The sequence below is a fragment of the Pseudomonas sp. TE3552 genome (assembly GCF_056278945.1).
In genome coordinates this window covers 3,817,916-3,832,422 of record NZ_JBWBQJ010000001.1, presented here as the reverse complement: position 1 = coordinate 3,832,422, position 14,507 = coordinate 3,817,916, and the positions used below count along the sequence as shown (strand labels likewise).

14 protein-coding genes and 2 pseudogenes are annotated in these 14,507 nt (G+C 54.6%); 6 read left to right on the top strand and 10 right to left on the bottom strand.

Going from position 1 to position 14,507, the window contains the following annotated elements:
* Positions 1-60: 60 nt before the first annotated feature.
* The 3 genes and pseudogenes from ACZ9BB_RS17185 (at position 61) to ACZ9BB_RS17175 (ending at position 2,027) form a co-directional block, all read left to right on the top strand.
* Positions 61-871, top strand: a pseudogene (locus ACZ9BB_RS17185) (sulfite exporter TauE/SafE family protein).
* Positions 872-942: 71 nt separating this feature from the next.
* Complete coding sequence (locus ACZ9BB_RS17180) at positions 943-1,305, top strand: hypothetical protein (RefSeq protein WP_476214761.1); 363 nt, start codon at positions 943-945, stop codon at positions 1,303-1,305.
* A 32-nt stretch (positions 1,306-1,337) separates the two neighbouring features.
* Entirely contained in the window at positions 1,338-2,027 is a 690-nt protein-coding gene (locus ACZ9BB_RS17175) for a DUF6933 domain-containing protein (protein ID WP_476214760.1), read from the top strand.
* Here the strand turns inward: ACZ9BB_RS17175 and ACZ9BB_RS17170 are convergent, their stop codons facing one another.
* The 8 genes and pseudogenes from ACZ9BB_RS17170 to ACZ9BB_RS17135 form a co-directional block, all read right to left on the bottom strand.
* Positions 2,028-3,017, bottom strand: coding sequence for a hypothetical protein (locus ACZ9BB_RS17170; RefSeq protein ID WP_476214759.1), 990 nt, complete (start codon positions 3,015-3,017; stop codon positions 2,028-2,030).
* 316 nt (positions 3,018-3,333) lie between these two features.
* The gene (locus tag ACZ9BB_RS17165) at positions 3,334-4,047 is read right to left on the bottom strand and encodes an HNH endonuclease (RefSeq protein ID WP_476214758.1); all 714 of its coding nucleotides are present in this window, start codon (positions 4,045-4,047) and stop codon (positions 3,334-3,336) included.
* Positions 4,048-4,167: 120 nt separating this feature from the next.
* Positions 4,168-4,319: pseudogene (locus tag ACZ9BB_RS17160) on the bottom strand (BRO-N domain-containing protein); the annotation flags it as partial.
* A gap of 123 nt (positions 4,320-4,442) precedes the next feature.
* Positions 4,443-5,012, bottom strand: coding sequence for a peroxiredoxin (locus tag ACZ9BB_RS17155; protein ID WP_476214757.1), 570 nt, complete (start codon positions 5,010-5,012; stop codon positions 4,443-4,445).
* On the bottom strand, positions 5,009-5,983 hold the full coding sequence (locus tag ACZ9BB_RS17150; RefSeq protein ID WP_476214756.1) for a hypothetical protein: 975 nt from the start codon (positions 5,981-5,983) through the stop codon (positions 5,009-5,011). Before ACZ9BB_RS17150 ends, ACZ9BB_RS17155 begins: the two co-directional genes overlap by 4 nt.
* A gap of 13 nt (positions 5,984-5,996) precedes the next feature.
* Entirely contained in the window at positions 5,997-7,484 is a 1,488-nt protein-coding gene (locus tag ACZ9BB_RS17145) for a hypothetical protein (protein WP_476214755.1), read from the bottom strand.
* Positions 7,485-7,560: 76 nt separating this feature from the next.
* The gene (locus ACZ9BB_RS17140) at positions 7,561-7,767 is read right to left on the bottom strand and encodes a hypothetical protein (protein ID WP_095634587.1); all 207 of its coding nucleotides are present in this window, start codon (positions 7,765-7,767) and stop codon (positions 7,561-7,563) included.
* A 353-nt stretch (positions 7,768-8,120) separates the two neighbouring features.
* Positions 8,121-9,371, bottom strand: coding sequence for a ribonucleotide-diphosphate reductase subunit beta (locus ACZ9BB_RS17135; protein WP_007934889.1), 1,251 nt, complete (start codon positions 9,369-9,371; stop codon positions 8,121-8,123).
* A 165-nt stretch (positions 9,372-9,536) separates the two neighbouring features.
* Between ACZ9BB_RS17135 and ACZ9BB_RS17130 the strand changes: the two genes are divergently transcribed.
* Entirely contained in the window at positions 9,537-9,941 is a 405-nt protein-coding gene (locus ACZ9BB_RS17130; protein WP_476214754.1) for a hypothetical protein, read from the top strand.
* Positions 9,942-10,018: 77 nt separating this feature from the next.
* On the opposite strand, the gene ACZ9BB_RS17125 is transcribed toward ACZ9BB_RS17130, so the two are convergent.
* Together ACZ9BB_RS17125 and ACZ9BB_RS17120 are read right to left on the bottom strand one after the other, a co-directional pair.
* Positions 10,019-10,291 carry a hypothetical protein gene (locus ACZ9BB_RS17125; protein ID WP_476214753.1) on the bottom strand — a complete coding sequence of 91 codons (273 nt, stop codon included), beginning with the start codon at positions 10,289-10,291 and terminating at the stop codon, positions 10,019-10,021.
* Between the two features lie 188 nt (positions 10,292-10,479).
* Positions 10,480-10,743 (bottom strand): DUF2790 domain-containing protein, encoded by a 264-nt coding sequence (locus ACZ9BB_RS17120; RefSeq protein ID WP_476214752.1) that lies wholly within the window; start codon positions 10,741-10,743, stop codon positions 10,480-10,482.
* A gap of 414 nt (positions 10,744-11,157) precedes the next feature.
* On the opposite strand from ACZ9BB_RS17120, the gene acs reads away from it, so the two are divergent.
* A complete protein-coding gene (acs, locus tag ACZ9BB_RS17115) occupies positions 11,158-13,113 on the top strand; it encodes an acetate--CoA ligase (protein WP_476214751.1) in 1,956 nt (651 codons plus the stop codon).
* A 616-nt stretch (positions 13,114-13,729) separates the two neighbouring features.
* Positions 13,730-14,503: an ABC transporter substrate-binding protein gene (locus tag ACZ9BB_RS17110; protein ID WP_476214750.1), complete on the top strand. Its 774-nt coding sequence runs from the start codon at positions 13,730-13,732 to the stop codon at positions 14,501-14,503.
* The last annotated feature ends 4 nt before the right edge of the window (positions 14,504-14,507 follow it).

Below are 14,507 nucleotides of genomic sequence, written 5' to 3'. Positions count from 1 at the left end.
GAAGCAGGCCAAGCCACATCGCTCTATCGTCGACCACTCTCAACCAACGGACGACGCGCGATGTTCTACCTCCTGCTGACACTCTTCGGCTGCATGACCGGCATCACCGCCATGCTATTCGGTTTCGGCGGCGGCTTCGTCGTCGTGCCCTTGCTGTACCGCATGCTCACGGCCAGCCACGGCGTCGACGACCCCATCAGCCAATCGGCAATGCACATCGCCGTGGCCACCTCGACCTACGTAATGATCGTCAACGCCCTGATCGCCAGCGCAAAGCATCACCGCGCCGGAAACCTCATTCGCCATTACCTGTGGCCGTTGGGCGGGTTCATCGGTTTGGGCGCGGTCGTCGGAGCTGTGGCTGCGATGTGGGCGAGTGGCGAGTTGATCCGTTTTGCCTTCATCGCCTACCTCGGCGTGACGATTCTGGACTGCCTGTTAATACGCGGTTTTCTCACCCAGTCCGACGCGGTAATCCCACGGCGATTGGGCAGGGCAGAGGTGTCCGGTGGCGGTGTAGGCATCGGCACCATCGCCACGTTTCTCGGCGTGGGCGGCAGCGTCATGACCGTGCCGTTATTGCGACGGGCTGAACATGTCCCAGGCGACGTCCATGGCCAATCCGTTGAGCTTGCCGGTGGCGATAGCCGGGACGCTGACTTACATGGCCATGGCGGGGTTTACCGAGTTTGATCTGGGGCCATGGTTTGTTGGTTATGTGGATGTGCTGGCGTTTGCGGTGCTGACGGCTGGATCGGTGCTAGGCATTCGGCTGTCCACGCCGTGGATCGGGCGGATACCGGATCGGGTGCATGCTCGGGTTTATATTGGTTTGCTGGTTTTGGTGATGCTGAGTATGTGTGCCAAGTGAGGTTGGAATCAGTCGGCTTATTCGCAAGAATAGGCCTTCGCACTGTTCAAGATTTCACGCAGGAGAATGTCATGCCGATCCTCGAAAGTGACTGGAAGAAGTTCAAGGAACTGCGCAAGATTGCGCTCGATCGCTTCTGCCTGGGTGTTCTCACCGACGCCGAAACCATCGCCCAACACAGCGCGCTGTCGCCTCATGCCCGGTACAGAATGCTCTACCGTCTCACCCGTGATCGGGATAAAGATATCGTTCGGACCTTTGATCTGTATAGCCGCTCCAGTGCGCTTATGGCATTGAGAAAGATGGTCATGCACGACTTGTTGACCGACGCGGAACTATCGGTTCTCAGTGACGAAGCACGTGAGGAAGTTGCAGACGTTGTTCGTCAGCCATACGAGCTTGAATGGGTTGAAGAGATCGAGCGACCAGACTGAGCGACATAACCCTATTAATCAAAGGACCAAGGATGTTGATCTTCAACTGCACCGAAGCGGCCAGTGACTTCTTCAGTCGCGTGAGCAAGGGCAAGAAAATCACTGCGGTGGAGAAACCGCCATCGCCTGTTATCGAAGACGATGAGTCAGTTGAGTCCACCGAACAGTGGCTGGTCCATGCCATTACCGTGCAACGCAAGCACGTGTTGTTTGTCATCCATGTGCAAACCCGTTATTGCATGATTTTCGCGGACGCGAAAAAGGCCGATGTCGCAGGTTTTGTTCAACGTTTTTCCGAGCGATGGATAAACGGCCTGATCCATCATGCGGGGCAGCATGACATCCTTCGCTGGGTCGAAGATGAGCCAATGATGGAGCGCTTTGAGGAAAGCAATCGCGAGTACCGACTGTACAAACGCCGACATCGCGGTGCGCAAAAGCACATCGACGATATCGCCTGGTTCTTCCAGGATTGCGCCGCAGAGTGGGGCACCTTACCGCCGGATGAGTATGCGGCCGGTCGCTTCGACGCGCAGATGAACGATTTCCTCAGAGGCAGTAAAGGCCATAAAGACTATTACTTCCCGAGCGAAGAGATGATGGTGCACTGGTTACGCACATACTGCGGGCGGAATGAGCAAGTTATTCAGGCTGCACGTGATCGGCGTAAAGAAGTGAAGCAGGAAATTCGGGATTTGGAGAGTCAGCTTCAGCAAAACTGATTACTTCTCCGCCAACCCCAGCGCCTCACGAATAATGAAGTGATCCAGGTTCTCAATATTGGCACTGAACACCCCGAACGTCTGTTCGGGGTGTTTCTTGCTCGGCACCTGCTTCAGCTCCGGCGTCACGCCATAAAAGAAGCAATACAACTCCGCCTCACTGTCGATGGCGTGCTTGATCTCTTCCAGAAACGCCTTGCGCTTGCGGTAGTCATCGATCAGCTTCTTGCTCAGATAAACATTCACCGAATAAGGCTTCTTCTTCGCCTCGTCCGGTTGCTTGAACCAGACCTTCTGTTCGAAATCGATCCGAAAGCTCTGGGTGTAATCCTTGATCTCCTTGATCTTGCCCCAATAAATCAGCCCCTTGTTGTCCTGCAGATACTCAATCTTCTTGAAAAACGACCCATAAGGCGCCGAGTGCTCGCCAATCTTCAGCGGCATGCGCTTGAGCAGATCCTTGTCCTCGAAGTTCGACACAAAACACTCCACCGGATGGGCGAAGACACTGGTCTTGTCCGGCGCCGACTCCCGGCTCGGATGCTCGACGTTACTGGCCGCTGAAGTTGTTTTTGGATCATCGCGCATGACATCCGCCGCCACCGCCGGGCTCGCAGGCTTACGCACATACTCACGCCGAGTCAGCAACAACTCCGACGGAAAATGCTCCTCGCGACTGTCATCCGATTCCGCCCCATCCACCTCCAGGCCCGACGCCGGCGTCTTCAGACTGACATAAGGACAACCCTCAACATGCCGCGTGCTGGGGATGTTCTTGAAGTGCGGCGTGCGCACGTAATTCACGTTCTTGGCGTTGAACGTTCCCAACACGTTGGTCGCGTCGAACGCCAAGCGGCAGGCATCGTTGGGGCACTGGAAGTGTTCTTTAGCGGAATCGAACTCCATCGTCTCGTCGAAATTCAAATCGCGCACGTCATAGATCGACAGCTTGTCGTCGAGGCTGAGGCAGTAGGCGAGGTCGAATTTCATGGCGGGCTCGGGTCCTTGAGTGGGGAAGGGTATTAATAGCGGGAGGCGGGGCGGGTTGCACTGACTGTTTTCAACACCGCGTAAAACCTGTGGAAACAAAAAAACTGTGGGAGCGAGCCTGCTCGCGATTCCCAAAATCACCACAGCCATCAAGCCTACCGCCAATCTGTGGCGAGGGAGCTTGCTCCCGCTGGGCTGCGCAGCAGCCCCAAAACCGGCAAGCGGGGTGTATCTGACAGATCAAGTTGTTCGCCTAGCGACTGCTTCGCAGTCGAGCGGGAGCAAGCTCCCTTGCCACAAATCTCATGCAGTTCAATTACTCGGGTTTCAGTCTCTTCACCTTTGTATAAAGCGAGGCAGTAAATTCATCCTTGTCGCTCGAATGGTGACAACGTCGATGACAGTTCGGGCATAGAGCGACTGCGTTCCTAGGACGATCCGAACCTTTATGAGCCAAAGGCTTAACATGATGGACTTCAAGGTATGGCAATCCATCAGCGCGCAGAAAAGGAGCAGCTTGATTACATCCTTCGCAGAAGCCTTGAGACTGTTTCAATATCCAATCAGTAATCCTCCGTGCCCGCGAGTACTTAATAGTTGCGGAGCTGGTCTGATTGGGATTCAGAATTCCTTCAGGTGCGTCATTAAATGGAGGCGTTTGAACCTCCAACAGCCGATAAGTAAGGTGCTGGCTGGCTCGCGTTGGTTTTTTGCGAAAAGCTTCGATATTTTTTTCGGTAAGGATCTTTCGAATTCGGTTACCGATCCCGGTGCCGACGTTTTTTGCAGATACATAGCCAACAATGTGGCTCAGACCCATTTGTTCCATCACGGCGGAGATGTTCTGCATGCGGTACTCAACCGAAGAGGCGCTACGTTTGCTTAACGGGCCTTTACGCAAAAGCTGATTCTCAACTGACTTCCTAAACGTCTGGCCGCTTTGTTCAAGGCTCAGCATCTTCAGATACGCATCGACCGAAGCCTCAAGCTCCTGATCGCTCCAGCCACTTTTTTCCTTTGGGGTATCCATACAATCGCCGAGGGTTGAAAACCCTCGGACGATACTGAGTGGCCATTACACCTGTCTACGAAAATTCCTACAGAAAAGACCGACGTATCGCTCAAGCGATTCTACAAATACACCGTCGTTCTAACCCACCGGCTTCGACGACTGAAACACCTCCACAACCTTCCGCCACCAAGGCTTAACCACCGGCACCCGCCGCCGCGTGCGATTGAGCAACAGATAAGGCTATCCCGCAGCCGAATTCAGCCTTCATCCTGCCAATGCAACAGACTCAATATGGGCCGATCCGTCCAGCTTGGCTGACTACTCGCATCCGTACCGGCGCCAAGGTTGCTAACGGCTCAGTTGTACGAAGTTGGCCTACTGCCCGCTACTGTTTAAACAGCCTACGGATAGGTCTACTCGTTGCTCTCCAGCCATGCTAATACTTTGGTTGCGCATTGATCCGGTGGGAATACTGGGTAAAACACCTGTCTGATTTTTCCGTCTTCTAATATCAGAGCTAAACGCTTGTAAAACAATTGGCCGTACGCTTGAAATGTGGGCAGGCCTAGTTTGTCTCGCAGAATGAAGTTTGAATCGTTCAAGAGTATGAAGGGTAACTTTGTTCGTTGCTTGAACTCGATCTGTTCGGCCGCACTCTGTCCGCTGACACCGAATACCTGATACCCCATCTTCTTAAACTGCTCGTAACGCTCGCCAAAGCCCAGTGACTGCAAGGTGCAACCCGGTGCTCCTGGAATAGCATCCCAGTCTGGTATGGGGTCTTTGCCAGGTACGCCGGTGGCCGGGTAGATATAGATTATTGTTTTCCCGGCGTGTTTAGCCAGATTCCAGAGTTTGCCCTCTGTGGACGTCAATTCGATTTCCGGCAACCGCATTCTCGCTAGATGATCACACGCACCGTCATCCTGCGGGACAGGCAAGTCAGGAGGAAGCGTATAGGGATTAGGTTGTTGGTCAGTCATGCTTGTTCCTTGCCTGTTGCAGGCTGGTTCATTACCAATGCGAATTGCCTGGTCTGTTCATATTGTTCCAACCGATTCCGAACGTAACTCGCCGCGGCGAGAGCCCGCTCCCATGAACGGGGGGTGGCCATTTCCACCGTGTTCAATTGTACTTTCGCATGATGGGCACAGTCTTGCATTAAGCCGATGAGGGTTGTTGTATGAAGGTTGCTTAACCTGAAACAATAACGCCCGTGCACGTTAATAACTGCAACAAAGCCAAGCTCGTTCAGTAAACAGAACAAGAGATAAGGTATCAGGCCGTAAGGTGCACTGTGCAGGGTCAATATGCCCTGGCGATGAACGCCAAAGCGAAGTAGCAGGTTATATAGGAAGATTTGTACAGCCTGTTCAGGCGGTAGCAGTTTTACCGCAAATCCGAAAGCATTCAAATCCGCGCGGAATTCTTCAAGGTAGATAAGCGGCCACACGGTTTTTCCGCCGGGTGCGAAATAACCATCGTTCTGTTTGGTAAAAACATCATAGGCGATGAAGTGCCCGGCCTCATGCACCATATATTCATTGGCGATGGTCGTTTGCAAGTCGCTTAAATGCCCCATGGCGTGCTGATAGTCTTCAGCACAGAACAGCGTCTGGACAAATTTTTTCCGCTGGATCCAGTTCTGCCACGACTTGAGCACATCGACAATATTTTCCAGCATGGCATCGCTGTCGGGGGCGGGGATGAACAGGTCATGCTTGTAGAGAATGTCCGGCTCGGAGGCGAATTTGCCGAAACGTTGACTGATTAGCGCAGTCCGCAACGCCACCTGTACCTGTCCAGTCCAGAACGGATGGGCCCGTAATGCCTCATTGATACCCGCATTGCCCAGCACACCCGGGCCGCCATACCACTCACCCTCCAGTGCTGATGTGGCATAGTCTCGCCGGCTTTGTACGCGGTACTGTCCATGGAGAGAGAAGTGCGACATTGCTGACCCCGTCCTATATCTGTAACAACCTGTGCGGCATCAGATCGCGACTGCCAAGCCAGCGGACTATCAGTTCGTCCAGCTGGCGCAACGCCGTTAAAGGTAAACGGCAGCTTGAGCTGCTCACTACGCAGCCGCGCAGTGCCTGTTCGATGCAGGTTCTCACTGCATCAGTCAACTTGAACTGGGTGAGTCGTTCGCTTAGCAGGCTAGTCAGCATCAACCAAGTGGCGGGGCAGTTGGCGGCTTCCAACAAGTGGTTGGTGATGGCCAGCGACCATGGATTGAGCGGATTGTCGGATTCGCTTGGCTTGGCATGCCGGGAGAAAGCTTTAGCAACTCCCCCGCAGGCGATGATCTGATCGTGGTCGCGAGCAAAGCCGAGCGCCCGAAAAGCACTCTTGCATAATCCGTCGACTAGAAAAGCCTGATCGACATCGCGCAAGCGGGCCGTCTGGGGAAACTTTTCCGCGCCGAGATGGCTGGTCAGCGCTTCCCACAAGTTAGGGAGATTGCGGGCTGCATTCTGCTCAACCGGTAGCCGCAGGTATATTTCATCGCCGTGCTGCTCCTGTTGAATGTCGTCCAGGCTACAACATAGAAAATAGAAGCCGAGCCAGGCATTGCGCAACGCGCGCTCCAATACAGCTGCTTCCACTTCGGCAGCGGAGTCCAATAATTGACCGAGCCCCTCGGCATGGCCATGGTTGACGTCTATCTGGATATGTTGTTTCCAAGTATTGAATAAACCTTTGATGTCGTATTGATCCTCTACGACTTGATAGAAATCGTTGCTGGCGCTGGCGAAAGCGATGCTCGACTCTTGAAAATAGGCGATCAATAAATGTCCTAATGGATCGGTTTCTGCGACTTGCAGGCAGTGCTCTTCAAATGCCAGCGAACCAGGCAGAGGCACATAGGATTTCACATCAGCCAGACTTACGCCTTGCAGCAAGGGCGTATCCAGAGAGTAGAACGCATCACAGTGCCAATATTCTTCCAGTGCATCCTGTTGAAAGAATTTAGTCGAGATTGTTTCTTTTCCCAAAGCCGCCATTCGGGCCGCTACAATGCCAGCGGCGCGAGAGATGTGATAGTTGTGTATTAACCAGGCCAACAGTACATTGCGGTTGGACTTTCCGGTTCTTATTTGTTCCCAGGCGAGATGGGCATAATAGGTCGCGTACCATTCGGAACGGAGCGGATCAAACAGCGCTTTTATTTCTTTAAGAGAATAGTGCGTTTTTTCAATCGATGTGAAACAGCCCTGTGCGCTGAGCAGATTTACCAGCGGATTGGCCATCGGATTCTCCAGTGCCTGGGCGCGGGATATACGTCGATCAAGCAGGTCTTTTATGACGGGTTGAGCGTTCACCCAACTGACAGGAAGTTTCACTTCCCACAGCGCGTATGCAATTGTTGTCTTGTCGTTCGAGAACACCACAGAGACGTTATCTTTTAAGCGTTCGCTGACAAGACTGGTGGCTTCCTTGCTTTGCATGATCTTTAACCCTTTGGCTTCTTGTTCGCTGCACTTCCTTGCACAAGTGACAAGCACTTGTGCAAGGGCACTTGGGTTAGCGCACGATGACTGATGCAGCCTTGGTGATGACTCGAACTTCGGTTCCTTTCGGTAGTTCGAGGATATCCAGTAGCTGATGGATTTTTTCCGGTTTGTCGTGCAGGGATGTCAGATTGCCTTTCAGGACTACGGGATTATCCGATTGTTTCGAGAAGATCTGGAGTTCTGTCTCCGTACTTTCCGCATTGTATTTTCCAGACATGGCTTTGCTCCTTCTAGCAGGTCATTGGAAATAATATGCGCACAGGGATGGCTCTACTCCTTGAGCGCCTTGGCATCAATCATGAACGCGCGCCTGAAAGGAACGTATCCATACGATGTAATAAAAAACGATAGTTCCGTTTCCTGGATCATGAACCCCTCTCGGACCAACGGCGGGGTGGTTGGTTTTGCGAGGGCTTTGGTCGGGCGCGACCCCGGCTCGGACGTAGCCTTCGATAACGGCTACGGCGTGCGCTCTTTTTCCCAAATCAAAAAGCCCTGAACAAGTCAGGGCTTTTTGATTTTTCCAATCTGCCGATTCAGATCACAACCGGCCGTGGCTAGGTCCAGGAATCAATCCCAGCTCAACGCCCCACCAGTCTGATACTCAATAACCCGAGTCTCAAAGAAGTTCTTCTCTTTCTTCAAGTCCATAATCTCGCTCATCCAAGGGAACGGGTTAGTCGTCCCTGGATACTCTTCCTTCAAACCAATCTGGCTCAAACGACGGTTAGCAATAAACTTCAGGTAATCCTCCATCATCGCCGCATTCATGCCCAACACGCCGCGAGGCATGGTATCCCGTGCGTATTCGATCTCCAGCTGAGTCCCCTGCAGAATCATCTGGCTCGCTTCTTCCTTCATCTCAGCATCCCACAAATGCGGGTTTTCGATTTTGATCTGGTTGATCACGTCGATGCCGAAGTTCAGGTGCATGGATTCGTCGCGCAGGATGTACTGGAACTGCTCGGCGACGCCGGTCATTTTGTTGCGGCGGCCCATGGAGAGGATTTGGGTGAAGCCGCAGTAGAAGAAGATGCCTTCCAGAACGCAGTAGTAGGCGATCAGGTTGCGCAGCAGCTCTTTGTCGGTTTCGACGGTGCCGGTTTCGAACTTCGGATCGGAGATCGAACGGGTGTATTTCAGGCCCCAGGTGGCTTTTTTCGCGACCGATGGGATCTCGTGGTACATGTTGAAGATCTCGCCTTCATCCATGGCCAACGATTCGATGCAGTACTGGTAGGCGTGGGTGTGGATCGCCTCTTCGAAGGCCTGGCGCAGGATGTACTGGCGGCATTCCGGGTTGGTGATCAGGCGGTACACGGCCAGGACTAGGTTGTTGGCAACCAGGGAGTCGGCGGTGGAGAAGAAGCCGAGGTTGCGCATTACGATGCGGCGCTCGTCGTCGGTCAGGCCTTCCGGGTTTTTCCAGAGGGCGATGTCGGCGGTCATGTTGACTTCTTGCGGCATCCAGTGGTTTGCGCAGCCGTCCAGGTACTTCTGCCATGCCCAGTCGTATTTGAATGGGACGAGCTGGTTGAGGTCGGCGCGGCAGTTGATCATGCGCTTTTCATCGACAGCTACACGGGCGGAGGCGCCTTCCAGTTCGGCGAGGCCTTCGGCGACGTCGAGGGAATCCAGGGCAGCCTTGGCGCGGGCGATCGCGGCGGAGTCCGTCGCGGTCACGGCGCGGGCCTCTTGAGCGGCGGCACCACCGGCGCTGTCGAGGCGGTCCATGTTGGCTTCAGAAGCGTGGCCGGCATTGGCGCCTTTTACAGCGACTTCGCCGTCATCTTCTTTGTCGAATTCGTCCCAGCTCAGCATGACGTGTCGTCTCCTGCGTGAGGGCCAGATTGCCCGTGTGAAAACTGATAGGTTGGTTTTTCACACGACCGGTTCTGGCCGCGTTGGATCTAAAGGAAATCGTTTGTTGCAGCAGTACAACGCAGGCAATAAACAGAATTTTGTACGGGTGTTCCGAAGCCGCTGATGGGCGCAGAGAACGTGAGCTGCTTCTGCGTGGGCTTCAGACTGGCTTTTCACCCCTGTAAGGGAATATTGCAGGCCCGTTTAAGTGCGCATTATAAGGAAATTTTCAGCCCCGTGGTGCGGCGAAATGGCACCTGCAGCCGTCGGCGAGGGGCGTTTTCAGGTTGGAGCGAGGGTTTACAGGGCTTTGGCGGAGGAAGTTTTTTTTTCGCCTGTTTTGGCCGGTTTTTGACGGTGGGAGCAAGATGTTCGCGTCGTTATGGTCTGCTGCTGTGTTGCAAGTCAGGTGGGGCGGGGCTTTCAGGGTTTTTTGTGGGCGGGATTGTGTGCAGTTTCTGGCTGAAAATGTTCTTGAAACAGGTTGCTCAAAAAACAACCAAAAACGGCGTTTTTTACTATATGTAGTGGTTTTGGTCGATTTTTGACCACTCCAGACACAACTAAGCCCGACCGAAGTCGGGCTGTAATGTCGCGTTCGGTTTTCAGCTGAAACGAGCGGCACCTACGCGGTCGGCGCCATCGGCAGCGACTTTGGCAGCGCCAGTGTGATCAAAGCCGTCAGCAGCAACCTTGGCAGCGCCAGTGCGATCAAAACCATCGGAAGCGAAAGAAGCCGAACCAGTGTGGTCGTAACCGTCAGAAGCGACAGTTGCTTCAGTGAAAGAAGCCGAGCCAGTGCGGTCGTAGCCATCGGCGGCGAAGGTGTTGGCGGCCAGGACGGAAAGGGTCAGGGCGAGGATCAGTTTGGTTTTCATGGTGGTGGCTCCAGGTTCGTTGGCGTTGTATGCCTTGGGTGTGGAATTCATACTACGCCAGATAATTTGATTAAAAAGCGCAAATAAACGCTTAAAACAATCGTATTTATCGATGTTAGGCTCGGCGCTTCATCTGCCTTTAAATGCGGGCGGATGGGTCGAGCCTTGAGGTAAAAAAGTGGGGCGGATCAGCCGTTGGAGCAGCCGTTACCCATGACGCTGTAGCGCAGAATGTGTCGCTGACCTTTGGAGTCGTCGTATTCCATTTTGGCCGGAACCACTTCGCAGACATTCGGGATTTCGCTCATCGATATAACTTTGGCGATGTCCAGGTGAGTGGAGTAGGTGTATTCCTCGACGACGGGTTGTTGCTGTGCGGCATCAGTCGGCGCCTCATCTGCCATGGCGGTTGCGCACAGACTGCTGAGGGCCAGAACCAATAAAGCTTTCATTTCGAATTTACCTTTCTGAAGTCGAATGGGGTCACGCAATCTTTTGGGGTTGCGTGTGGAGCTTTAATAAAGAGTCTTGGATTAACTGCCTTCGTGGGGGCTGCAACTGGGTTAATCACGTTGCCTTGTTGGCGAGGCTGATTTTAGGCCTGGGGGTGGCGTGCATATAGCCGTGCTTTTGATAAACACTTTTGGCAGATTTGGTAACAATCCTCGAAAAGGTAAGGCATCCGTTTTACTGCGACGCATGATTTGTAGCCGCTGGCATTGTCTGGAAGAGGCGTAGAAGTGGGGTTTCGGGGTATCCACGATAATTTGTAGGGGCTTGTTACTACCATCGTCGAATGGTTCTATAGGCCCGGCCCGGCTAAAACGGAGCCATACAAAAACAACTATTCCACCGAGGTAAGAAAGATGAGTGCGGCTTCTTTGTATCCCGTTCGTCCCGAGGTAGCAGCCAACACGCTGACTGACGAGGCCACTTACAAGGCCATGTACCAGCAGTCGGTCGTCAACCCGGACGGCTTCTGGCGTGAACAAGCCAAGCGCCTCGACTGGATCAAGCCTTTCACCACGGTGAAGCAGACGTCGTTCGACGATCACCATGTCGACATCAAATGGTTCGCCGACGGCACGCTGAACGTTTCCTACAACTGCCTCGACCGTCATCTGGCCGAGCGCGGCGATCAAATCGCGATCATTTGGGAGGGGGATGACCCTGCCGAAAGTCGCAACATCACCTACCGCGAGCTGCACGAACAAGTCTGCAAGTTCGCCAACGCCTTGCGCGGCCAGGACGTGCACCGCGGCGACGTGGTGACGATCTATATGCCGATGATCCCCGAAGCCGTGGTCGCCATGCTGGCCTGCGCCCGGATCGGCGCGATTCACTCGGTGGTGTTCGGTGGTTTCTCGCCGGAAGCCTTGGCCGGTCGCATCATCGACTGCCGTTCGAAAGTGGTGATTACCGCCGACGAAGGCATTCGTGCCGGCAAGAAGATTTCGCTCAAGTCCAACGTCGATGACGCACTGACCAACCCGGAAACCAGCAGCATCCAGAAAGTCATCGTGTGCAAGCGCACTGGTGGCAATATCAAGTGGAACCAGCATCGCGACATCTGGTACGAAGACCTGATGAAAGTGGCGGGCAGTGTGTGCGCGCCGAAAGAGATGGGCGCCGAAGAAGCGCTGTTCATCCTTTATACCTCTGGCTCCACCGGCAAGCCGAAGGGCGTGCAGCACACCACTGGCGGTTACCTGCTGTATGCGGCGATGACCCACGAGCGCGTGTTCGATTACCGTCCGGGGGAAATCTACTGGTGCACCGCCGACGTCGGCTGGGTCACTGGCCACTCTTATATCGTCTACGGCCCGCTGGCCAATGGCGCGACCACGCTGCTGTTCGAAGGCGTGCCGAACTATCCGGACATCACCCGGGTGGCGAAGATTGTCGACAAGCACAAGGTCAACATCCTCTACACCGCGCCCACTGCGATCCGCGCGATGATGGCGTCGGGCACTGCCGCTGTTGAAGGTGCCGATGGCAGCAGCCTGCGTCTGCTGGGTTCGGTCGGTGAGCCGATTAACCCGGAAGCCTGGGATTGGTACTACAAGAACGTCGGCCAATCCCGTTGCCCGATCGTCGATACCTGGTGGCAGACCGAAACAGGCGGCAACATGATGAGCCCGCTGCCGGGCGCTCATGCTCTGAAACCTGGCTCTGCGGCACGGCCGTTCTTCGGCGTGGTGCCGGCGCTGGTGGACAACCTGGGCAACATCATCGAAGGCGTTGCCGAGGGTAACCTGGTGATTCTCGACTCGTGGCCAGGCCAGGCGCGCACGCTGTTTGGCGACCATGACCGCTTCGTCGATACCTACTTCAAGACGTTCCGTGGCATGTATTTCACCGGTGACGGTGCACGTCGTGATGCGGACGGTTACTACTGGATCACCGGTCGCGTGGATGACGTGCTTAACGTTTCCGGGCACCGCATGGGTACCGCCGAAATCGAAAGCGCGATGGTTGCGCACCCGAAAGTCGCCGAAGCGGCGGTGGTCGGTGTGCCACACGACATCAAGGGGCAGGGCATTTATGTCTATGTCACGTTGAATGCTGGCGAAGAGCCGAGCGAACAACTGCGCCTGGAACTGAAAAACTGGGTGCGTAAGGAAATCGGTCCGATTGCCTCGCCGGACGTCATTCAGTGGGCGCCGGGCCTGCCGAAAACCCGCTCGGGCAAAATCATGCGCCGCATTCTGCGCAAGATTGCCACGGCGGAATATGACGGGTTGGGCGATATCTCCACCCTGGCGGATCCGGGAGTGGTGCAGCATTTGATTGATACGCACAAGACCATGAACGTCGCATAAGCGCCGATTCCTGAGTCATCGAAGCCCCGCCAGGTGTTGAGCCAGGTGGGGTTTTTTATGCTTTGGGTTTTGTGTTGGCCGTTCTGGCCTGCTCGCGAAGGCGATCTGACAGGCAACACATAAACAACTACCAATAATTATCGGCTTCCCCCGTCGGCGCTTTCCCGCTGTTACCCATCATCCTTCAAGTAACTGAATGTGTAACCGCTCGTCCAATAACGAGGCATTGGGAAACGCAAAGCCCCGTTTCAGGGCCTCTCAACCCTGCATTAAAAATAAGACACTACGCTGCGCTTGCCGGATTAGAAGGGTTTGCCAATAATAGGCCCGCAATTTGCAACGTAGATAGGTTCACTGTCTTTTGCTCTTGCATGAAATTGCAAGGCTGTCAACGTGCCCAAGCGGCTTTCTCGGTGCATCTGTAATTTGTTGTCGCATTGAAGAAATATCGGCTTCGGGCCTGTCGTTAGAATGCCGATCACTCGCTCGTCGTTGCCTGCGTTGAAAATCAACGCGGTCTTCCTAGGACGCAGCACCGCTTTTCCGGTTTAACCCATTCGCATATTGGGCTGTCGCTCACTCTGCCGTTTTTGCCCTTTACCGATGGAGTCCCAAGATGAAGAAACTCGTGCTGCTTGGCGCCCTGGCACTGTCCGTGCTGTCCCTGCCGACATTCGCCGATGAAAAACCTCTGAAAATCGGTATCGAAGCGGCTTACCCTCCGTTCGCCTCCAAAGCACCGGATGGCAGCATCGTCGGTTTCGACTACGACATCGGCAATGCCCTGTGCGAAGAGATGAAGGTCAAGTGCCAGTGGGTCGAGCAAGAGTTCGACGGCCTGATCCCGGCACTCAAAGTGCGCAAGATCGACGCGATCCTGTCGTCCATGTCGATCACTGAAGACCGCAAGAAGTCCGTGGACTTCACCAACAAGTACTACAACACCCCGGCTCGCCTGGTCATGAAGGCCGGCACTCAAGTCGGCGAAAACCTGGCTGAGCTGAAGGGCAAGAACATCGGCGTGCAACGTGGTTCGATCCACGAGCGTTTCGCCCGCGAAGTCCTGGCCCCGCTGGGTGCCGAGATCAAGCCTTACGGTTCGCAGAACGAAATCTACCTCGACGTGGCCGCCGGCCGCCTCGACGGCACCGTGGCAGACGCTACCCTGCTGGATGACGGCTTCCTGAAAACCGACGCCGGCAAGGGCTTCGCCTTCGTTGGCCCGGCCTTCACCGACGAGAAATACTTCGGCGACGGCATCGGTATCGCGGTTCGCAAGGGCGACGCGCTGAAAGACAAGATCAACACTGCTATCGCGGCCATTCGCGCGAACGGCAAGTACAAGCAAATCCAGGACAAGTACTTCGCCTTCGATATCTACGGCAAGTAATCGT